Origin of the sequence: Streptomyces sp. NPDC000134 (genome assembly GCF_042899225.1) — a bacterium.
GTDB lineage: Bacteria > Actinomycetota > Actinomycetes > Streptomycetales > Streptomycetaceae > Streptomyces.
The window spans coordinates 147,923-168,225 of the sequence record NZ_JBIAZN010000002.1 but is presented as its reverse complement, the minus strand read 5'-3'; the positions used below and the strand labels follow the sequence as shown (position 1 = coordinate 168,225).

17 protein-coding genes are annotated in these 20,303 nt (G+C 74.2%); 10 read left to right on the top strand and 7 right to left on the bottom strand.

Features of this window, described 5'->3' with window-relative positions; genetic code table 11:
• Positions 1-3 precede the first annotated feature (3 nt).
• Together ACFY32_RS03175 and ACFY32_RS03170 are read left to right on the top strand one after the other, a co-directional pair.
• The gene (locus tag ACFY32_RS03175) at positions 4-2,208 is read left to right on the top strand and encodes an MMPL family transporter (RefSeq protein WP_390673295.1); all 2,205 of its coding nucleotides are present in this window, start codon (positions 4-6) and stop codon (positions 2,206-2,208) included.
• Between the two features lie 150 nt (positions 2,209-2,358).
• Positions 2,359-2,850, top strand: a complete 492-nt coding sequence (locus ACFY32_RS03170) for a YbaK/EbsC family protein (protein ID WP_390673294.1) — start codon at positions 2,359-2,361, stop codon at positions 2,848-2,850.
• Positions 2,851-2,857: 7 nt separating this feature from the next.
• Here the strand turns inward: ACFY32_RS03170 and ACFY32_RS03165 are convergent, their stop codons facing one another.
• The 4 genes from ACFY32_RS03165 to ACFY32_RS03150 all read right to left on the bottom strand — a co-directional run bounded on the left by ACFY32_RS03165 (position 2,858) and on the right by ACFY32_RS03150 (position 6,656).
• On the bottom strand, positions 2,858-4,027 hold the full coding sequence (locus ACFY32_RS03165) for a serine hydrolase domain-containing protein (RefSeq protein WP_390673293.1): 1,170 nt from the start codon (positions 4,025-4,027) through the stop codon (positions 2,858-2,860).
• A gap of 72 nt (positions 4,028-4,099) precedes the next feature.
• Complete coding sequence (locus tag ACFY32_RS03160) at positions 4,100-4,858, bottom strand: ABC transporter ATP-binding protein (protein ID WP_359195627.1); 759 nt, start codon at positions 4,856-4,858, stop codon at positions 4,100-4,102.
• Positions 4,846-5,607: a cobalt ECF transporter T component CbiQ gene (cbiQ, locus tag ACFY32_RS03155; RefSeq protein WP_390673292.1), complete on the bottom strand. Its 762-nt coding sequence runs from the start codon at positions 5,605-5,607 to the stop codon at positions 4,846-4,848. The genes ACFY32_RS03160 and cbiQ overlap by 13 nt, the downstream gene beginning before the upstream one ends.
• Positions 5,607-6,656: an energy-coupling factor ABC transporter permease gene (locus ACFY32_RS03150; RefSeq protein ID WP_359195621.1), complete on the bottom strand. Its 1,050-nt coding sequence runs from the start codon at positions 6,654-6,656 to the stop codon at positions 5,607-5,609. The genes cbiQ and ACFY32_RS03150 overlap by 1 nt, the downstream gene beginning before the upstream one ends.
• A gap of 162 nt (positions 6,657-6,818) precedes the next feature.
• Between ACFY32_RS03150 and ACFY32_RS03145 the strand changes: the two genes are divergently transcribed.
• The gene (locus ACFY32_RS03145; RefSeq protein ID WP_390673419.1) at positions 6,819-7,196 is read left to right on the top strand and encodes an SsgA family sporulation/cell division regulator; all 378 of its coding nucleotides are present in this window, start codon (positions 6,819-6,821) and stop codon (positions 7,194-7,196) included.
• A gap of 106 nt (positions 7,197-7,302) precedes the next feature.
• On the opposite strand, the gene ACFY32_RS03140 is transcribed toward ACFY32_RS03145, so the two are convergent.
• From ACFY32_RS03140 to ACFY32_RS03130, 3 genes are all read right to left on the bottom strand, one after another.
• Positions 7,303-8,967, bottom strand: a complete 1,665-nt coding sequence (locus ACFY32_RS03140; RefSeq protein ID WP_390673291.1) for a penicillin-binding transpeptidase domain-containing protein — start codon at positions 8,965-8,967, stop codon at positions 7,303-7,305.
• Positions 8,968-9,045: 78 nt separating this feature from the next.
• The gene (locus ACFY32_RS03135; protein ID WP_359195615.1) at positions 9,046-10,662 is read right to left on the bottom strand and encodes a penicillin-binding transpeptidase domain-containing protein; all 1,617 of its coding nucleotides are present in this window, start codon (positions 10,660-10,662) and stop codon (positions 9,046-9,048) included.
• Positions 10,663-10,787: 125 nt separating this feature from the next.
• A complete protein-coding gene (locus ACFY32_RS03130; RefSeq protein WP_359195613.1) occupies positions 10,788-12,539 on the bottom strand; it encodes a phospholipid carrier-dependent glycosyltransferase in 1,752 nt (583 codons plus the stop codon).
• Positions 12,540-12,600: 61 nt separating this feature from the next.
• On the opposite strand from ACFY32_RS03130, the gene rsmI reads away from it, so the two are divergent.
• The 7 genes from rsmI to ACFY32_RS03095 all read left to right on the top strand — a co-directional run bounded on the left by rsmI (position 12,601) and on the right by ACFY32_RS03095 (position 20,279).
• On the top strand, positions 12,601-13,458 hold the full coding sequence (gene rsmI / locus ACFY32_RS03125) for a 16S rRNA (cytidine(1402)-2'-O)-methyltransferase (protein ID WP_390673290.1): 858 nt from the start codon (positions 12,601-12,603) through the stop codon (positions 13,456-13,458).
• Positions 13,459-13,676: 218 nt separating this feature from the next.
• Positions 13,677-14,072 (top strand): hypothetical protein, encoded by a 396-nt coding sequence (locus ACFY32_RS03120; RefSeq protein WP_359195965.1) that lies wholly within the window; start codon positions 13,677-13,679, stop codon positions 14,070-14,072.
• A 25-nt stretch (positions 14,073-14,097) separates the two neighbouring features.
• Positions 14,098-15,000, top strand: coding sequence for a TatD family hydrolase (locus ACFY32_RS03115; RefSeq protein ID WP_359195607.1), 903 nt, complete (start codon positions 14,098-14,100; stop codon positions 14,998-15,000).
• 86 nt (positions 15,001-15,086) lie between these two features.
• Positions 15,087-16,451, top strand: a complete 1,365-nt coding sequence (locus tag ACFY32_RS03110; protein ID WP_390673289.1) for a ubiquitin-like domain-containing protein — start codon at positions 15,087-15,089, stop codon at positions 16,449-16,451.
• An 86-nt stretch (positions 16,452-16,537) separates the two neighbouring features.
• The gene (gene rsmA / locus ACFY32_RS03105) at positions 16,538-17,401 is read left to right on the top strand and encodes a 16S rRNA (adenine(1518)-N(6)/adenine(1519)-N(6))-dimethyltransferase RsmA (RefSeq protein ID WP_359195601.1); all 864 of its coding nucleotides are present in this window, start codon (positions 16,538-16,540) and stop codon (positions 17,399-17,401) included.
• A gap of 17 nt (positions 17,402-17,418) precedes the next feature.
• Entirely contained in the window at positions 17,419-18,312 is an 894-nt protein-coding gene (locus tag ACFY32_RS03100; protein WP_359195598.1) for a 4-(cytidine 5'-diphospho)-2-C-methyl-D-erythritol kinase, read from the top strand.
• Between the two features lie 155 nt (positions 18,313-18,467).
• Positions 18,468-20,279 carry an ABC-F family ATP-binding cassette domain-containing protein gene (locus ACFY32_RS03095; RefSeq protein WP_359195595.1) on the top strand — a complete coding sequence of 604 codons (1,812 nt, stop codon included), beginning with the start codon at positions 18,468-18,470 and terminating at the stop codon, positions 20,277-20,279.
• Positions 20,280-20,303: the final 24 nt, after the last annotated feature.

The following is a 20,303-nucleotide window of genomic DNA, read 5'->3' as shown; positions in this document are numbered from 1 at the left end:
CTCGTGGCCACGTTGCTCTACAAACTCGGCCGGCTCGCCTTTCGGCGACGGCACTTCGTCGCCCTGATATGGGTGGCGCTGCTGACCCTCGCCGGAGTCGGCGCGGCCAGCGCGCCGCCCGCCGGCAACACCTCGTTCTCCATCCCCGGCACCGAGGCCCAGAAAGCCTTCGACCTGCTGGAACAGCGCTTCCCCGGCCAGAGCGCCGACGGCGCCACCGCCCGCGTCGTCTTCAAGGCGCCCGGCGGCGAGAAGATGACGGACGCCGAGAACAAGGCGACCGTCGAGAAGACCGTCGCCGACCTCTCCGACGGCTCCGAGGTCGCCTCGGTCGCCGACCCCTACCAGGGCAAGGCCGTCAGCAAGGACGGCACCATCGCCTACGCCTCCGTCAAGTACGACGTCTCCGGCATGGAGCTGGAGGAGTCCACCAAGGACGCCCTGGAGGCCGCCGCCCAGCAGGCCCGGGACGCCGGACTGACCGTCGAGATCGGCGGCGACGCGCTCTCCGCGGCCCCGCACACCGGCGCCACCGAGGTCATCGGCATCGCGGTCGCCGCCGTCGTCCTGGTGATCACCTTCGGCTCGCTGGTCGCCGCCGGACTGCCGCTGCTCACCGCCCTGATCGGCGTCGGCATCGGCGTGTCCTCCATCACCGCGCTGGCCGGCGTCCTGGACCTGGGCTCCACCACCTCCATCCTGGCGATGATGATCGGCCTCGCGGTCGGCATCGACTACGCCCTGTTCATCGTCTCCCGCTACCGCGCGGAACTCGCCGAGGGCCGCGAGCGGGAGGAGGCCGCGGGCCGGGCCGTCGGCACCGCCGGTTCGGCGGTGGTCTTCGCCGGGCTCACCGTGGTCATCGCCCTGGTCGGCCTCGCCGTCGTCAACATCCCGATGCTGACCAAGATGGGCGTCGCCGCCGCCGGCACCGTCGCCATCGCCGTCCTGATCGCCCTCACCATGGTCCCGGCCCTGCTCGGCTACGCCGGCCGCCGGGTCAAGCCGGCCGGCGCCAGGCGCGGGCGGCGCGGCACCGCGGACACCGCGCCGAAGCCCGCCAAGGCCAACATGGGCACCCGCTGGGCGAGCTTCGTCGTCCGCCGCCCGCTGGCCGTCCTGCTGCTGGGCGTGATCGGCCTGGGCGCCGCCGCGATCCCCGCGACCTCCCTGGAACTGGGCCTGCCCGACGACGGCTCCCAGCCCACCGACACCACCCAGCGCCGCGCCTACGACCTGCTCTCCGAGGGCTTCGGCCCCGGCTTCAACGGCCCCCTGATGGTCGTCGTCGACGCCAAGGGCAGCGCCGACCCGCAGGCCGCGTTCACCGCCGTCTCCGACGGGATCAAGGACCTGAAGGACGTCGTCACGGTGACCCCGCCGGCGCCCAACAAGGCCGGCGACACCGCCACCATCACCGTCGTCCCCGACTCCAAGCCGTCCTCCGTCGCCACCGAGGACCTGGTGCACGCCATCCGCGACGCGGGCGCCGACGTCCGCGCCGACACCGGCGCCGAGACGCTGGTCACCGGCTCCACCGCGATGAACATCGACGTCAGCCAGAAGCTCAACGACGCGCTGATCCCGTACCTGGTGCTCGTCGTCGGACTGGCCTTCCTGCTGCTGATCGTCGTCTTCCGCTCGATCCTGGTCCCGCTGAAGGCCGCCCTCGGCTTCCTGCTCAGCGTGCTGGCCGCGCTCGGCGCCGTCGTCGCCGTCTTCCAGTGGGGCTGGCTGTCCGGCCTGATGGGCGTGGAGGAGACCGGCCCGGTCATGTCGATGATGCCGATCTTCATGGTCGGCGTGGTCTTCGGCCTCGCGATGGACTACGAGGTCTTCCTGGTGACCCGGATGCGCGAGGCGTACGTCCACGGCGAGTCGCCCAGCCAGGCGATCGTCACCGGCTTCAAGCACGGCGCCCGGGTCGTCACCGCCGCCGCGGTCATCATGATGGCGGTCTTCGCGGGCTTCATCGGCTCCAGCGAGTCCATGGTCAAGATGATCGGCTTCGGCCTGGCGATCGCGGTCCTCTTCGACGCGTTCGTGGTCCGCATGGCGCTGGTCCCGGCCGTCCTCGCCCTGCTCGGCAAGCGGGCCTGGTGGCTGCCGAAGTGGCTGGACCGCGCGCTGCCCAACGTGGACGTCGAGGGCGAGGGACTCAAGGCCCTCGACACCAGGGACGAGGACCGCGACGTGGTCCGCGTCTGACCCGGGCGCACCCGGGAACGACCGGCCGGTGAGGGCTCCCGTGGGGACGGGGCGGCCCTCACCGGCCTTCCGCGCACCCGGCCCCGGGACCCCGGCGGGCCGTGGGAAACCGGCTCGCCCGCCGCGCGCCCGCGCCGCTGGCGTGCCCCCATGACGACCGCAGTCCACCCCCGTTTCGCCGACGCCCTCACCGCCCTCGGCCTGGCCGCCCTCACCGAGGAGGTACGCGCCTTCCCGGAGGCCACCCGCACCGCCGCCGAGGCCGCCGCCGCGATCGGCTGCGAGCTGAGCCAGATCTGCAAGTCGCTGATCTTCGCGGCGGACGGCGTGCCGGTGCTGGTCCTCATGGACGGCGCCTCCCGCGTCGACGTGGAGCTGGTCCGCAAGGAACTCGGCGCCCAGCGGGTCACCCGCGCCGAGGCCGACGTCGTACGGGAGACCACCGGGTACGCCATCGGCGGCGTCCCGCCCTTCGGGCACCGCACCCGCACCCGGGTCCTCGCCGACCGCTCGCTGCTCGCCCACGACATCGTCTGGGCCGCCGCCGGCACCCCCGACTCGGTCTTCCCGATGGCCCCCCGGGACCTGGTCGCGCACGCCGGCGCCACCCTCGCGGACGTCCGCGAGGCCCCCGCCGGGTGACGCCCGCTCAGCCCGCGTCGAGGGCCGTGCGCACCGCCCGGACCAGCGCCTGGGCCCGCGGGTCCGCCGTCACCGTCTTGCGGAAGCCGTTGGTGACGTAACCGAAGGCGATGCCCGTCTCCGGGTCGGCGAAGCCGAGCGAGCCGCCGCGGCCGGGGTGCCCGAAGGAGCCGGGGCCGAGCATCGGGGAGGCGCTGCCGTGCAGCATGTAGCCGAGGCCGAAGCGGGTGTTCACGACCAGGACGCGGTCGGGGCCCGCCGACTCCTCGGCGCGGGCCAGCGCGAGCGTCCCCGGCGCGAACAGGCGCACGCCGTCGACCTCGCCGATCAGCGCGGCGTAGAAGCGGGCCAGCGCCTCGGCGGTGGCGACGGCGTTGGTCGCGGGCAGCGCCGCCGCGCGGTAGGCGGCGTCGTTCTGGTCGGGGAAGGGCGTGATCGCGGCGAAGGCGCGCCGGGTGAGGGAGCCGGGGTCCTCGTAGGCGGCGGTGACCGCCCGCTTGGGCCGCATCCGCAGCCCGCGGGCCGGCTCGGTCTCCGGGGCGGCCCCGACGCGGCCCGCCCGCCCGGCCGCCTCCTCGGCGGGCGGCAGGCCCAGCCACAGATCGAGGCCGAGGGGCCGGGCGACCTCGTCGGCGAGCCACGCGCCGGTGCTCCGGCCGGTCACCCGGCGCACGAGTTCGTCGACCAGCCAGCCGTAGGTCAGCGCGTGGTAGCCGTGGTCGGTGCCGGGCTCCCAGGCGGGGGCCTGGGCGGCGACGGCCTCGGGCCCGCGCGCCGGGTCGAGGGCCTCCCCGGGGGTCAGCGGCCGGTCCAGGACGGGCAGCCCGGCCCGGTGGCCGAGCACGTGCCGGACCAGGACCCGCTCCTTGCCGTGCGCCTTGAACTCCGGCCAGTACGTGCCGACCGGCGCGTCCAGGTCCAGTCGCCCGCGCTGGTGCAGCAGCAGGGGTACGGCGGCGGCGACGCCCTTGGTGGCGGAGCGCACGACCTGGGCGGTGCCCCGCCGCCAGGGTCCGGTGCCGTCGATGTCCCGGGTGCCGGCCCACAGCTCGACGACCCGGCGTCCGTGGCGGTAGACGGCGACGGCGGCGCCCCGGTCGCCGAGGCCGGTGAAGTTGGCCGCGAACGCGTCCCTGACCGGTTCGAATCCCTCGGCCACTGTGCCGTGCACGTCCACGCCCGTCAGTCCCTTCCCACGCTCGCCGGTGACAGTGGGTGCAACCACCATCGACCCCCGGCGATTCCTCGGTCAGGCGCCCGTCGCCACCGAGCGGGGGTCGAAGCCGAACGGCAGCTCCAGGCGGTGCGCCCGCATCAGCGCGTCGTCGGCGAGCAGTTCGCCGGTCGGGCCGTCGGCGGCGATCACGCCGTCGCTGAGGACCAGGGCGCGGGGGCACAGCTCCAGGGCGTAGGGCAGGTCGTGGGTGACCATCAGGACGGTGACGTCCAGGGAGCGCAGGATGTCGGCGAGTTCGCGGCGGGAGGCGGGGTCGAGGTTGGAGGAGGGCTCGTCCAGGACGAGGATCTCCGGTTCCATCGCCAGCACGGTCGCGACGGCCACCCGGCGGCGCTGGCCGAAGGAGAGGTGGTGCGGGGGGCGGTCCTTGAAGTCGCCCATGCCGACCAGGGCGAGCGCCCGGTCCACCCGGGCCTCCAGCTCGGCGCCGCGCAGACCGGCCGCCGCCGGGCCGAACGCCACGTCCTCGCGGACGGTCGGCATGAAGAGCTGGTCGTCGGGGTCCTGGAAGACGATGCCGACCCGGCGCCGGATCTCGGCCATGTTCTTCTTGTCCACCGGCAGCCCGGCCACCCGCACGGTGCCCGCGCCGCCGGTGAGGATGCCGTTGAGGTGCAGCACGAGGGTCGTCTTGCCGGCGCCGTTCGGGCCGAGCAGGGCGACCCGCTCGCCGCGGGCGACGCGGAAGTCGACGCCGAACAGGGCCTGGTGGCCGTCGGGGTAGGCGAAGGCGAGGCCGGAGACCTCCAGGGAAGCAGTCACAGCGTCCATCCCAGCAGACAGACCGCGAGCGCGGCACAGGGGAGGGCCAGCGCGTACGACCACTGGGCCCGGGAGGCGGTCACCTCGTCGATGACCGGCATCGACCCGGCGTAGCCGCGGCTGACCATGGCCAGGTGGACGCGTTCGCCGCGTTCGTAGGAGCGGATGAACAGGGCGCCCGCGGACTTGGCGAGCACCCCCCAGTGCCGTACGCCGCGGGCCTCGAAGCCGCGCGACTCGCGGGCGATCCGCATCCGGCGCATCTCGTCGGTGATGACATCGCCGTAGCGGATCATGAAGGAGGCGATCTGCACGAGCAGCGGGGGGAGCTTCAGGCGCTGCAGGCCGAGCAGGAGTTCGCGCAGTTCGGTGGTGGAGGCCAGCAGGACGGAGGCGGCGACCCCCAGGGTGCCCTTGGCCAGCACGTTCCAGGCGCCCCACAGGCCGTTCACGCTCAGGGACAGCCCGAGCACGCTGACCCGTTCGCCCTCGGCGACGAACGGCATGAGCACCGCGAAGGCGACGAACGGGACCTCGATGAGCAGCCGCTTGAGCAGGAACCCGGCGGGGACCCGGGCGGCGTACGCCACCGCCGCGAGGAGGACGGCGTACAGGCCGAACGCCCACATCGCCTCGCGGGGGGTGGAGACCACGACGACCACGAAGGCGAACGCGGCGGCGAGCTTGGTGTGCGGCGGCAGGGAGTGCACGGGGGAGTGCCCGTGCCGGTAGAGCCGGTGCGCGTGCCCGGAACCCATCACACGCCCGTGCTGCTGGGGGAGACGTCCTGGCCGCGGCGCCGGCGGACCGCCCAGAAGACGGCGCTGCCCGCGACGACCGTGACGCCGACGCCGATCACGCCCGCCAGACCGCCGGACAGCCGGGCGTCGGAGACGTCCTTGACGCCGTAGTCGGCGAGCGGGGAGTCGGCGGCGGCGTGCTCCTCGGCGGTCTTGTCGATGCCCTTGTCGGCGGCGACCTTCTCCAGCCCGTCGGGGTTGGCGGAGGCGTAGAAGCTGACGAACCCGGCCAGGACCAGGGAGGTGACCAGGCCGGTGATCCACAGCTTGCGGTGGGAGCGGGCGGCGGCGGGGGCCGGGGCGGGTTCGGCGGCGGGGGCGTCGACGAGTTCGCCGCCCACCCGGAGCCGGAGCCGCTGCTGGAGGCCGCGGGCCCCGTACACCAGGTCGGGCCGGACGGCGACGACGGCGCCGACGGTCAGCGCGGTGATCGCGGCCTCGCCGACGCCGATCAGCACGTGTACGCCGATCATGGCGGTGGCGACCTTGCCGATGGCGACGTCGGTGGTGCCGCCGATCCAGTACAGGAGGGTGAAGGCGAGGGCGGCGGCGGGGACGGAGACCAGCGCGGCGACGAAGGAGGCGGCGGTGACCGACCGGCGGCCGCGCGGCAGGACCTTCACCAGGCCGCGGAAGAGGGCGTAGGCGACGACCGTGGTGACGATCGCCATGTCGGTGATGTTGACGCCGAGCGCGGTCAGGCCGCCGTCCGCGAAGAGGATGCCCTGCATCAGCAGGACGACGGAGACGCAGAGGATGCCGGTGTAGGGGCCGACGAGTATCGCCGCCAGCGCCCCGCCGAGCAGATGTCCGCTGGTCCCCGCGGCGACGGGGAAGTTCAGCATCTGCACCGCGAAGATGAACGCCGCGACCAGACCGGCCAGCGGGGCGGTCCGCTCGTCCAGTTCGCGGCGCGCGCCGCGCAGGCTGACCGCGATGGCGCCCGCGGCGACGACGCCGGTGACTGCGGAGGTCGGGGCGTTGATGAATCCGTCAGGTACATGCACGTACCGATGATAGAGAGTAGTTGCGACCCATGTGCAAGAGCGAGGCCGAGGCCCATCTCACATGCGGTGTCCCGCCCGAAGCGCGCGTTCCGGGGAATGTGCGACATTGGAGGGGGTGGACGCAGAGGTTCCGTGAGGTGACGCAGCGTGAAGGGCCGATCGATGCCGGTGGTGGAGGAGTACGCCCGGGTCCATGTCCTGACCGACGCGGACGCCCCGGGCGACGAGGACGGCTCGACCGTACCGGTGGTGCTGCGCTACGACCCCGGCGGCGATCCCCGCTCGGTGCTGGTCGGCCTGCCCGGCCGCGGCCCCGGCGCGCGGGTCCGGGAGTTCGTCTTCGCGCGTGAGCTGCTGGAGCGCGGGCTGCGCGGGCCGGCCGGCACCGGCGAGGTGCGCGTCTGGCCGTGCGGGCGGGTGCGGACGGTGGTGGAGTTCCACTCGGCGCAGGGCTGCTCGGTGGTGCAGTTCGACGCGCAGGTCCTGATGCGCTTCGTGCGGAAGACGTACGCGGTGGCGGCGGAGCCCGTCGCGCGGTGAGGCGCGTCCGGGCCCGCCGCCAGGGCCTGTCGGGTGGATCAGCCCGCAGACGCGGGGCATGACGGGGCGCGGCCGAGTGCCTGCGACCTGATCCGGACGGCAGGCCCTAGCCGCCCGCCTTCAGCAGGGCCGCCACGATCGGGCCCGCCGTGTCGCCGCCGTGCCCGCCGGACCGCACCACGCCCGCCGCGGCCAGGTCCCCGCGGTACGCCGTGAACCAGCCGTTCGGCTTCTGCTGGCCGTCGACCTCCGCCGAGCCGGTCTTGGCGCCGACGTCTCCGGGGACCGAGGCCATCGCCTCCGCCGCCGTGCCGTACCGGGCGGTGTATCCCATCAGCTCCCGCAACTGCGCCAGCGTGCCGGCCGGCAGGGTGCGCGGGGCCGTGGCGAGCCTGCGCCCGTCGACGGACGGGGCGACCAGGTAGGGCTGGTGGAAGGCGCCGGACCGCACGGTCGCCGCGACCGAGGCCATGTTCAGCGGGTTCATCCGCACCCCGCCCTGGCCGATGAGGGACGCGGCCTTGGGGGCGTCGCGCTGCACCGGGACCGCGCCGTCGAAGGAGGGCACGCCGATCGCCCAGTCGTTCCTCGACAGGCCGAAGACCTCCCTGGCCTGACGGGTGAGGTCGTCGTCGGCCAGCTTCGGGGCCTGGCTGATGAAGGCGGTGTTGCAGGACCGGGCGAAGCTCGCCTTGAAGGTGCCGCCCTTGATGGAGAACTTGTCGTCGTTCTGGAACTTCCAGCCGCCGTAGCCGGCGTACTTCGGGCAGGGGTGCGGCTCGTCGGCGGAGGCCAGGCCCTTGTCGATGAGCAGCGAGGCGGTGATGACCTTCATGGTGGAGCCGGGCGCCAGGGAGCCCTGGAAGGCGGTGTTGAATCCGTGGCCGCTGTTGGCCACCGCGAGGATCTCACCGGTCGAGGCGCGGGTCAGCACCACGGACGCCCCGGCCCTCTCGGCGACCTGCCGCTCGGCGGCGGCCTGGAGCCGGGGGTCGAGGGTGGTCCGGACCGTGCCCGGGGTGCCCTCGCTCAGCTCCAGCAGGGTCTTGCCGGACAGCTTGCGCGCCGTGGACCGCTCGCCGCGCACCACCCGCAGCTCGGCCCCGGCGGTGCCGCCGGCCTCAGCGCCGTACTTGTCGCGCAGTCCGTCCAGGACGGTGCCCAGCGACGGGTACTCCGCGGTGGTGATCTTCCCGCCCGCCCGGTCCAGGGCCGTGACCGGCGGGGTGCCGGACTCGCCGGTGACCAGCCGGTCGCCGGCGCGGAGGTCGGGGTGGACGACGGAGGGCCGCCAGCCGACCCGGGGTTCGCCGTCGCCGTCCCGGCGCACGACGGTCAGTTCGCTGTCGTACGCCAGTGGCTCCCGGGTGTCCTGCCAGACGACCGTGCCCTTGACGGAGAAGGGGACCTCGGCGCCGGCGGGGGTGCCCGGGGTGAGGGTGACGTCCTCGATCCGGGCGTCCTTGCCGTAGGCGGTGAGCAGGGCCTTCGCGGCGCCGGGGGCGTCGGTGGCGCCGGCCGCCGCGGCGACGCGGCCGGACTGCCAGGCGGTGAGGAACCGCCGGGCGGCGGAGGTGACCTCGGCCGGGGTGAGGGGGCCCGTCCGCACCCGCTCGGCGGCGGCGGTCCGCGCCCCGGCGCCGTCCTCCTCGCCGCCGGCCGGCGCGTAGGCGCCGACCCCGGCCGCCGTGGCGACGACCGCGGCGAACGCCGCGCCGATCACGGCGGGTCCGGTCCTCCGGCGCTCGGCCACGTGCCTTCTGTTGCCCACTGCTTCCCGTTCCCTCGGTGCCGTCAGGGATGTCCAACGACGGCACCCAGCCTGAAGTCCCGCCCCGGGGCGACGAGTTCAGCCTCCCGCGCGCAGCACGTCCGCGACGATCGGGCCGGCCGCGTCGCCGCCGTGGCCGCCCTCCTCGGTCATCGCCGCCGCCGCGAGGTCGTCGCGGAAGCCGGTGAACCAACTGTTGGACGTCTGCTGCCCGTCGACCTCCGCGGAGCCGGTCTTGGCGCCGATGTCCCCGCCGAGCCCGGCCATCGCGTCGGCCGCGGTGCCCTGCGTGGCGGTGAGCCGCATCATCTGCTTGAGCTGGGCGGAGGTGCTCTGCGGCAGGCCCTTGGCGGTGGCCAGTTCCCGGTCGTCCAGGTCGGGGGAGACCAGGTAGGGCTGGCGGAAGGTGCCGGTGACGGCGGTGGCGGTCACCGAGGCCATGTTGAGCGGGTTCATCTGCACCTGGCCCTGGCCGATGGCGTTGGCCGCCCGGTCCGGGCCCCCGGAGGCGGGCACGCTGCCGTCGAAGGAGACGATGCCGGTCTTCCAGTCGTCCCGGCCCAGCCCGAACCGCTCCTCGGCCTCCGCGGTCAGCGAGGCGTCGGTCAGCGGCTTCTCGTCGACGAGCTTGATGAAGGCGGTGTTGCAGGAGCGCAGGAAGCTGTTGGCGAGGGTGGCGGACTCGTCGGGCTCCATGCCGGTGAGGTTCTTGAAGGACTGGCCCTGCCAGACCGCCGTGTCCGGACAGGGCGCCGGTTCGTTCATCGAGGTCACGCCGTTGTCTATGAGCATCGCCGCGGTGATGATCTTCATGGTGGAGCCGGGCGCCACCCGGCCCTGGAACGCCGCGTTGAAGCCGTCGGCGCGGTGGTTGGCCACGGCCAGCACCTCGCCGGTGCTCGGCTTGACCGCGACCACCGAGGACTCGTCGAACTCCTTCACCGCCCGCTCCGCCGCCCTCTGCACACCGGCGCTCAGCGTGGTGCGCAGCTTGCCGGGCTCGCCCTCGGCGAGCGTCAGCAGCGGGGTGTCGGCGACCTCGGCGGAGGCGTGCCGGACGACCAGTTCGACACCGGGTTCGCCGCCCGCCTGCTCGCCGTACTTCTCGCGCAGGGTGTCCAGGACCGGGCCGAGGGAGGGGTACTTCTCCTTGGTCAGCACCTTGCCGTCGCGGTCGACGGCCTCGATCGGCGGGTTCACCGACTCCTCGGTGACCAGGGTGTCGCCCTTCTCCAGCTCGGGGTGGACCACGGACGGCTGCCAGTCGACCAGGGCCCGCCCGGTGGTCTCCCCGCGCACCACGGTCAGCTCGCTCTTGTAGGTGAGCGGCTTGGTGACGCCCTCGAAGGTCACCTTCGCCCGCACGGTGTACGGCACCGTCCGGCCGGTCCGCGTGCCGGGCGTGACGGCGACGTCGCCGATGCGCGCCTCCTCGGCGTAGTCGGTCAGCAGCCGGGTCGCCGCCGCGGCGGCGTTGGTGAACGCGGCCGCCCGGCGGGGGTCCCCCTTCTCCCAGGCGGCGAAGAACCCGGCCGACGCCTCCTCGACCTCCTCGGCGCTCGGCGGCCCGGTCCGCACCTCGTCCCCGGCGTCGCCGTTCACCCCCGACACGAAGTGGTACGCGCCGTACCCGGCCCCGCCCACCAGTACGGCGAACACACCGCCGATGACGGCGGCCTTCACCCCCTTGCCCATCCGGCAGTCCCCTCGATTGAACGCGTTCAGAAAACGGTCACCCCCGGCACTCTATGCGCCAGGGGTGACCAGCGGTACGAAAAACCGGCGTTTCCCGGCCGACCTGACGGAGATCCCCCCCGGGCTCAGACCCAGGTGTCCAGCCACATCCTCGCCCGCCAGTCGTCCATGGGGATCGCCGTGCCGGTGTAGAGGGGCCAGAAGTAGATGAAGTTCCAGACGATCAGCAGGACCAGGAGGCCCGCGGCCGTCGCGCCCGCCACCCGGCGGGTGTCGCTGGAGCCGGCCCGGCCGATCACCGCACCCAGCAGCATCGCCACCGCCAGGCACAGGAACGGCAGGAAGACCACGGCGTAGAAGAGGAAGATCGTGCGTTCCTGGTAGACGAACCAGGGGAGGTAGCCCGCCGCGACGCCGCAGGCGATGGCGCCCGCCCGCCAGTCCCGGCGCAGCGCCCACCGCCACAGCACGTACGCCAGCGCGAGGCAGCCCGCCCACCACAGCAGCGGCGTGCCCAGCGCCAGTACCTCGCGGGCGCACTTCCCGCCCGCGTCCGCCGGGCAGCCGTCGGTGCCGGGCGCCGGGGACTCGTAGAAGTAGGAGACCGGGCGGCCCAGGACCAGCCAGCTCCACGGGTTGGACTGGTACGTGTGCGGCGAGGTCAGGTGGGTGTGGAACTCGTACACCTGCGACTCGTAGTGCCACAGGCTGCGCCACCAGTCCGGGAACAGCCAGGACCAGCCGCTGTGCCGGCCGTCGGTCGCCGCCCAGTCGCGGTAGTAGCCGCCCGTGCCGTCGCTGGGGGACAGAATCCAGCTCAGCCAGGACAGCAGGTACGTGCCGACCGCGACCGGGACGGTGGACAGGAACGCCCAGCCCAGGTCGTGCCGGAGCACCGCCGTCCGGGGCCGCACCGCGCCGGCCACCCGGCGGGCGGCCACGTCCCACAGGACCGTCAGCACGCAGAACGCGACCAGGATGTAGAGGCCGTTCCACTTGGTGGCGATGGCCAGGCCCAGCATCAGCCCCGCCGCCCAGCGCCACGGCCGCCGGCCGAGCCGGGTGGTCTCGGCGATGTGCGCGTCCGGGCGGGCCCGGCCGTCGGCGTCCACCGGCAGCGCGGCGGCGAGCCGGGCCCGCGCCCGGTCCCGGTCGGCCAGCAGGCAGCCGAACGCGGCCAGCACGAAGAACACCAGCACGCTGTCCAGCAGCGCGGTCCGGCTCATCACGAAGGCCAGGCCGTCCACCGCCATCAGCCCGCCCGCCAGACAGCCCAGGAACGTCGAGCGGAACAGCCGCCGCCCGATCCGGCACAGCAGCAGCACCGACAGGGTGCCGAGCAGCGCCGTCATGAACCGCCAGCCGAACGGCGTGAACCCGAACAGCCACTCCCCGGCGCCGATCACGAACTTCCCGACCGGCGGGTGCACGACGTACGACGGGTCGGTGGGGACCGGGACGTCACCGCCGGAGTTCAGGATCAGGTCGTTGGCGTTCTTGTCCCAGTTGACCTCGAACCCGCGGTTGATCAGCGCCCACGCGTCCTTGGCGTAGTACGTCTCGTCGAATATGACCGCCTTCGGACTGCCCAGGTTCCAGAACCGCAGCACCCCCGCCAGCAGCGTGACCAGCAGCGGCCCGCCCCAGCCCGACCAGCGCGTGATCCGGTCGACCACCGGCCCGCGCAGCCCGAGGGAGGCCCACAGCCGGGAGCTGGGCCGCGTGTACGGCGGCACCAGGCGGTCCCGGACATCGCCTGTCGGGCCCGCCGCGTAGCCGAAGCGGCGCAGCCTCTGCCGCCAGGCGTTCCGCCCGTCGTGCGGCGCCTGGTCCTGCCGGGTGTCCGCGGAGTCCGTGGACGACGCTGTACTGGTCACCGCGCCATCGTAGGGAACCGGTCTGTGCGAGTCCCGTCCTTGCCCCTGCGAGGATGGAAACGTGACAGTCGCAACCGGAACCCTGGTCCTCGCGGGCACCCCCATCGGGGACATCGCGGACGCCCCGCCCCGGCTCGCCGCGGAGCTGGCCGCCGCAGACGTCGTCGCCGCGGAGGACACCCGGCGGCTGCGCCGGCTCACCCAGGCGCTCGGCGTCACCCCCAAAGGCCGGGTGGTGTCGTACTTCGAGGGCAACGAGTCCGCCCGCACCCCCGAACTGGTCGGAGAACTTCTCGCCGGCGCCCGGGTGCTGCTGGTCACCGACGCCGGGATGCCCTCGGTGTCCGACCCCGGCTACCGGCTGGTCGCCGCGGCCGTCGAGCGGGACGTGAAGGTCACCGCCGTGCCCGGCCCGTCCGCCGTGCTCACCGCGCTCGCCCTGTCCGGGCTGCCGGTGGACCGCTTCTGCTTCGAGGGCTTCCTGCCCCGCAAGGCCGGCGAACGCCTCTCCCGGCTCCGCGAGACCGCCGCCGAGCGCCGCACCCTCGTCTACTTCGAGGCCCCGCACCGCCTGGACGACACCCTCGCCGCGATGGCCGAGGTCTTCGGCGCCGGCCGCCGGGCCGCCGTCTGCCGCGAGCTGACCAAGACGTACGAAGAGGTCAAGCGGGGCCCGCTGGGCGACCTCGCCGCGTGGGCCGCCGAGGGGGTGCGCGGCGAGATCACCGTCGTGGTCGAGGGCGCCCCCGAACCGGGCCCCGAGGAGATCGGCGCGGAGGAACTGGTCCGCCGGGTCCGGGTCCGCGAGGAGGCGGGGGAGCGCCGCAAGGAGGCGATCGCCGCGGTGGCCGCCGAGGCGGGGCTGCCCAAGCGGCAGGTGTTCGACGCGGTGGTGGCGGCGAAGAACGCCGGCGCGTGAACCGGCCCCGGGCGCGCGCCTGCGCCCCATGGGCCGGCAAACGCCCGGTCGGCCAGGCAAAGGCCCCGGCACCCCGTGCGGCGGCTTCGGCAAGGAAGCCCCAAATCAGGGCCAACACTTGACAGTTCTGCTGCTTTCATGCCGATACGGGCATCCACTGGAGGAACGGGACGTCCACCCCCCATCTCCAGAGGATCACGGGAGTCGGCATGAGCGAGATGAGCGAGCACCCAGGACAGCCCGGACCGCGAGCGGGAGCCACCGCTGCCGTCCATGAGTCGTATTCCTTCGCCTGCATGCGCTGCGGCAACGGCTGGGAGCAGTCGTACGAGATAGAGCACCACACCGACGCCCAGGGCCGGCGGTTCGTGGTGTACATGGCGGACGGGCTGGTCGTGCCCTCCCCGCTCAGCCGCCCCACCTGCCAGAACTGCGACGCCCACGTCGTACGGATCATGGGGCCGGGCCGGGTCGCCTCCGCCCGCGACGCCGCCCGCCCCCAGGTGCCCGCCCCGGCCCGCCCGGCCCGGGTCCCGGCGCCGGCCGCCGGACGGCACCACTGGCACCTCGGCGACCTGCTGCACGCCCTCCACCTGCACCGCAGGGCCACCTGACCGGAGCCTTCCGTAGGATCGGGGCATGCCTTCGAACGCCCCGGCCGACCAGCACGCGGCGCCGCCGCTCCCCGAGCCCCTGCGCGTCCCCGTCGCCGACTCGCACACCCACCTCGACATGCAGTCCGGCACGGTCGAGGAGGGCCTCGCGAAGGCCGCGTCGGTGGGCGTGACCACCGTCGTCCAGGTCGGCTGCGACCTCGCCGGATCACGGTGGGCGGCCGAGACGGCGGCGGCGTACGACAGCGTGCACGCCACCGTCGCCCTGCACCCCAACGAGGCTCCCCGCATCGTGCACGGCGACCCGGGGGGAGGCCGGTCCCCGCGAGGTGCCCGGCAGCCCGGCGGGGACGCCGCTCTCGACGACGCCCTCGCCGAGATCGACCGGCTCGCCGCCCTGCCCCAGGTCAAAGGCGTCGGCGAGACGGGACTGGACTACTTCCGCACCGGACCCGAGGGCAAGGAGGCGCAGGAGCGGTCCTTCCGCGCCCACATCGAGATCGCCAAGCGGCACGGCAAGACCCTCGTCATCCACGACCGCGAGGCCCACGACGACGTGCTGCGCGTGCTGAAGGAGGAGGGCGCCCCCGAGCGCACCGTCTTCCACTGCTACTCCGGCGACGCCGGGATGGCCGCCGTGTGCGCCCGCGCCGGGTACTTCATGTCCTTCGCCGGCAACGTCACCTTCAAGAACGCCCAGAACCTGCGCGACGCGCTCGCCGTGGCCCCGCTGGAGCTGGTCCTGGTGGAGACCGACGCGCCGTTCCTGACGCCGGCGCCCTACCGGGGGCGGCCCAACGCGCCCTACCTGGTGCCGGTCACCGTGCGCGCGATGGCCGCCGTCCGGGGCATCGGCGAGGACGCCCTCGCCGCCGCCCTCGCCGCCAACACCGCACGGGCCTTCGACTACCGAACACACGCTCAGTAGCCGCGTCGCTTTGGAGAGTGACGGCCGCTCGGCTAGGTTCTGGGAGCCCGATCCGGGACCCATCCGCACCGCTGGAGCGTGTCGGCGTGAGCAAGTCGCAGTTCGAGACGTACCACCAGCCGTACGGCCATCCGTACGGCCATCCGTACGGCCTGATGTACGACGGTGCGCATGGTGCGCGTGATGCCCGTGATGCCCGTGGTGTGCAAGGTGAGCCCGGTGTGCCGACGCCGCCCCGGCGGACCGCCCCGCGCCCCGCGCCCGCCTCCGCGCCCGCCCCCGAGCCCCCCTCCGCCCTCGGCCCCGCCCACGGCGGACGCGCCGCCCGTCGCCGCCGGGCCCGGCGCGTCCAGCGCGCGGACGGCCCGATGCGCCGCCTGCTGCCACGCGCCCTGGTCGTGGCGTTCCTCGCCGGCGGCACCACCGCCTTCGTCGCCGAGGACAAGGCCGTCGAGCTGACCGTCGACGGCAGCCCGCGCACCCTGCACACCTTCGCCGACGACGTCACCGGACTCCTCGCCGACCAGGGCGTGGAGGTCGGCGCCCACGACGTCGTGGCCCCCGCCCCCGGCACCCCGCTGACCAGCGGCGACGAGATCGCCGTCCGCTACGGCCGCCCCCTGCTGCTCACCCTCGACGGCCACCGCCACCAGGTCTGGACGACCGCGCGCACCGTCGCGGACGCGCTGCGCCGCCTCGGGGTCCGCGCCGAGGGCGCCCACCTGTCCGCACCGCCCTCCCGGCGCATCGGACGCGAGGGCCTCGCCCTCGACGTGCGCACCGAGCGGATCGTCACCGTCATGGCCGACGGCCGGGCCCGCGCCGTCCGCACCAACGCGGCCACCGTCCGGGAGGCCGTCGCGCAGGCGGGGGTCGTCCTGCGCGGAGAGGACACCACCTCCGTCCCGCCGGGCAGCTTCCCGCGCGACGGGCAGACCGTCACCGTGCTGCGGATCAGGAACGCCGAGCAGGTCCACGAGGAGCGGGTCCCCTTCCAGGTGCGGCGCACCGAGGACCCGGCGCTCTACCGGGGCACCGAGATCGTCGACCGCCCCGGCCGGCCGGGCCTGCGCCGCACCACGTACCGGCTGCGCACCGTCAACGGCGTCGCCGGGAGGCCGGTGCGCACCGGCAGCGTGCTCGTGCGCGAGCCCCGCGACCAGGTGGTGCGGGTCGGCACCCGGCCCCGGCCGGCCTCCGTGCGGGGCACCGGCCACCTCGACTGGCAGGGCCTGGCCGCCTGCGAGTCCGGCGGACGCGCGGACGCGGTCGACCCCTCGGGGACGTACGGCGGCCTCTACCAGTTCGACACCCGCACCTGGCAGCGGCTCGGCGGCCGGGGCCGCCCGCAGGACGCCCCGGCCGCCGAACAGACCTACCGGGCCCAGAAGCTGTACGCCCGCAGCGGCGCCGCCGCCTGGCCGCACTGCGGCGCCCGGCTGCGCGGATGACCCCCGCGAGCCCGCCCACCGGACGCGGTGGCCCCGTGCGCGCCCGCGCGGCCCGGGTCCCGCACGCCCCCGGCTACCCTTACCGGGTGAGCAGCCCCACCCCGCACGACGCCCTGCTGGGCCCCGCCGACGTCCGTGAGCTGGCGGCGGCCCTCGGCGTCCGCCCCACCAAGCAGCGCGGCCAGAACTTCGTGATCGACGCGAACACGGTCCGCCGTATCGTCCGCACCGCCGAGGTCCGCCCCGACGACGTGGTGGTCGAGGTGGGACCGGGCCTCGGCTCGCTCACCCTGGCCCTGCTGGAGACCGCCGACCGGGTCACCGCCGTCGAGATCGACGACGTCCTGGCCGCCGCGCTCCCCGCCACCGTCGCCGCCCGGCTGCCCGGCCGCGCCGACCGGTTCGCGCTGGTCCACTCCGACGCGATGCGGGTCACCGCACTGCCGGGCCCCGCCCCGACCGCCCTGGTCGCCAACCTGCCGTACAACGTGGCCGTGCCCGTCCTGCTGCACATGCTCGACACCTTCCCGAGCATCGAGCGCACCCTGGTCATGGTCCAGGCCGAGGTCGCCGACCGGCTCGCCGCCGGCCCCGGCTCCAAGGTGTACGGCGTGCCGTCGGTGAAGGCCAACTGGTACGCCGAGGTCAAGCGGGCCGGTTCCATCGGCCGCAACGTCTTCTGGCCCGCGCCGAACGTCGACAGCGGACTGGTCTCCCTGGTCCGCCGAGCCGAGCCGCCGAAGACCTCCGCCGCCAAGGAGGAGGTCTTCGCCGTGGTCGACGCCGCCTTCGCGCAGCGCCGCAAGACGCTGCGGGCGGCGCTGGCGGGCTGGGCCGGTTCGGCCGCCGCCGCCGAGGCCGCCCTGGTCGCCGCCGGGGTCTCCCCGCAGGCCCGGGGCGAGTCCCTGACCGTGGAAGAGTTCTCCCGTATCGCCGAGCACAAGCAGTGACGGAGAGTGACGAGCACGTGAGTGTGACGGTCCGCGTCCCCGCCAAGGTCAACGTCCAGTTGTCGGTGGGCCCCGCCCGCCCCGACGGCTACCACGACCTGGCCAACGTCTTCCTCGCCGTCGGCCTGTACGACGAGATCACCGTGACCCCGGCCGACACCCTCCGCGTCACCTGCGCGGGCCCGGACGCCGCCCAGGTCCCCCTGGACCGCACCAACCTCGCCGCCCGCGCGGCGATCGCCCTCGCCGAGCGCCACGGCCGCGAGCCCGCCGTCCACATCCACATCGACAAGGACATCCCCGTCGCCGGCGGCATGGCGGGCGGCAGCGCGGACGGCGCGGGCGCGCTGCTGGCCTGCGACGCCCTGTGGGGCACCGGCGCCTCCCGCGACGAACTCCTCGCCCTCTGCGCCGAGCTGGGCAGCGACGTGCCGTTCAGCCTGCTCGGCGGGGCGGCGCTGGGCACCGGGCGGGGCGAGAAGCTGACCGGGCTGGAGGTGGCGGGCACCTTCCACTGGGTGTTCGCGATGGCCGCGCGGGGCCTGTCCACGCCGGCCGTCTTCCGCGAGTTCGACCGGCTCGGCGCCGACGCCGACATCCCCGGCCCGGTCGCCTCCCAGGCCGTCCTCGACGCCCTCGCCTCGGGCGACCCCGGCGCCCTCGCGGTGGCCGCCTCCAACGACCTCCAGCCCGCCGCGCTCTCCCTCTTCCCGGAACTCGCCGACACCCTCGCGGCCGGACGCGCGGCCGGCGCCCTGACCGCCCTGGTCTCCGGCTCGGGCCCCACCACGGCGTTCCTCGCCGGCGACGCCGACTCCGCCGCCGTCATCGCCTCGGTCCTGCGCGCCTCCGGCACCTGCGCCTCGGCCCGCGTGGCGGAGGGCCCGGCGCCGGGGGCGACGCTGGTGTGAGGCTCGGAGCCGGACGGGACCCTGCTGTCCGCCCTCCACGGTAGCCGGGCGTTCCGACGGGCGTCACTCCGAAGAGTGACCGCACCCGTCCGCGTCGCCCCGCCCCCCGCAGGGCCTACGCTGGATAGCTGATCGTTCCCCCAGGCAGGAGAGAAATGGCCGTCAACCTGGTCAATGTCGAGAACGTCAGCAAGGTGTACGGCACCCGTGCCCTGCTCGACGGGGTCTCCCTCGGCGTCTCCGAAGGCGACCGCATCGGCGTCGTCGGCCGCAACGGCGACGGCAAGACCACGCTGATCCGGATGCTCGCCAAGCTGGAGGAGGCCGACACCGGCCGCGTCACCCACTCCGGCGGGCTGCGCCTGGGCGTGCTCACCCAGCACGACTCCCTCGACCCCGCCGCCACCGTCCGGCACGAGGTCATCGGCGACCTCGCCGACCACGAGTGGGCGGGCAACGCCAAGATCCGCGACGTGCTCACGGGCCTCTTCGGCGGCCTGGACCTGCCCGGCTTCCCGCAGGGCCTGGACACCGTCATCGGACCGCTGTCCGGCGGCGAGCGGCGCCGGATCGCGCTGGCCAAGCTGCTCATCGACGAACAGGACCTGATCGTCCTGGACGAGCCCACGAACCACCTGGACGTCGAGGGCATCGCCTGGCTCGCCCGCCACCTGCGCGAGCGCCGCTCGGCCCTGGTCTGCGTCACCCACGACCGCTGGTTCCTCGACCAGGTCTGCACCCGCATGTGGGACGTGCAGAAGGGCGACGTCTTCGAGTACGAGGGCGGCTACTCCGACTACGTCTTCGCCCGCGCCGAGCGCGAGCGCATCGCCGCCACCGAGGAGGCCAAGCGGCAGAACCTGGTCCGCAAGGAGCTGGCGTGGCTGCGCCGCGGCGCCCCGGCCCGCACCTCCAAGCCCCGTTTCCGCGTCGAGGCCGCCAACGAGCTGATCGCCGACGTACCCCCGCCCCGGGACAGCAGCGAGCTGATGAAGTTCGCCTCCTCCCGGCTGGGCCGGACCGTGTTCGACCTGGAGGACGTCACCGTCCAGGCCGGCCCCAAGGTGCTGCTCAAGCACCTGACCTGGCAGCTCGGCCCCGGCGACCGCATCGGCCTGGTCGGGGTCAACGGCGCCGGCAAGACCTCCCTGCTGCGCGCGCTCGCCGACGCCGCCCGCAGCGAGGGCGAGCACCAGCCCGCGGGCGGCCGGGTCAACGTCGGCCGGACCGTGAAGCTGGCCTACCTCTCCCAGGAGGTCGGCGAACTCGACCCCGCCTGGCGCGTCCTGGAGGCCGTGCAGAGCGTCCGTGAGCGCGTCGACCTCGGCAAGGGCCGGGAGATGACCGCCGGACAGCTCTGCGAGACCTTCGGCTTCGGCAAGGAGAAGCAGTGGACGCCGGTCGGCGACCTCTCCGGCGGTGAGCGCCGCCGCCTGCAGATCCTGCGGCTGCTGATGGACGAGCCCAACGTCCTCTTCCTCGACGAGCCCACCAACGACCTCGACATCGAGACCCTGACCCAGTTGGAGGACCTCCTCGACGGCTGGCCCGGCTCGATGATCGTCATCTCCCACGACCGGTTCTTCATCGAGCGCACCACCGACCGGGTCTTCGCCCTGCTCGGCGACGGCACCCTGCGGATGCTGCCGCGCGGCATCGACGAGTACCTGGAGCGGCGGCAGCGGATGGAGGAGGCGGCCGCCGCGGCCACCCCCGCCCCCGCGAAGACCGCGGCGGAGGCCCCCGAGCGCAGCGCCGCCGACCAGCGGGCCGCCAAGAAGGAACTCCAGAAGATCGAGCGGCAGTTGGACAAGATCTCCGAGAAGGAGGCCAAGCTGCACGCGCGGATCGCCGAGAACGCCACCGACTTCGCGAAGGTCGCCGAACTCGACGCGGAGCTGCGCGAGTTGGCGGGCCAGCGCGATGAACTGGAGCTGCGCTGGCTGGAACTCGCCGAGGACGCGTAGTCCGCGCGCCCCGGCGTGAAGGGG

Excerpts from the sequence above, each read along its gene's own strand:
- ACFY32_RS03160 (WP_359195627.1), bottom strand. The coding sequence starts at position 4,858 with ATGGACGCTGTGACTGCTTCCCTGGAGGTCTCCGGCCTCGCCTTCGCC.
- ACFY32_RS03170 (WP_390673294.1), top strand. The coding sequence starts at position 2,359 with ATGACGACCGCAGTCCACCCCCGTTTCGCCGACGCCCTCACCGCCCTC.
- ACFY32_RS03135 (WP_359195615.1), bottom strand. The coding sequence starts at position 10,662 with ATGGGCAAGGGGGTGAAGGCCGCCGTCATCGGCGGTGTGTTCGCCGTA.
- ACFY32_RS03120 (WP_359195965.1), top strand. The coding sequence starts at position 13,677 with ATGAGCGAGCACCCAGGACAGCCCGGACCGCGAGCGGGAGCCACCGCT.
- ACFY32_RS03145 (WP_390673419.1), top strand. The coding sequence starts at position 6,819 with ATGCCGGTGGTGGAGGAGTACGCCCGGGTCCATGTCCTGACCGACGCG.
- ACFY32_RS03095 (WP_359195595.1), top strand. The coding sequence starts at position 18,468 with ATGGCCGTCAACCTGGTCAATGTCGAGAACGTCAGCAAGGTGTACGGC.
- cbiQ (WP_390673292.1), bottom strand. The coding sequence starts at position 5,607 with ATGGGTTCCGGGCACGCGCACCGGCTCTACCGGCACGGGCACTCCCCC.
- ACFY32_RS03115 (WP_359195607.1), top strand. The coding sequence starts at position 14,098 with ATGCCTTCGAACGCCCCGGCCGACCAGCACGCGGCGCCGCCGCTCCCC.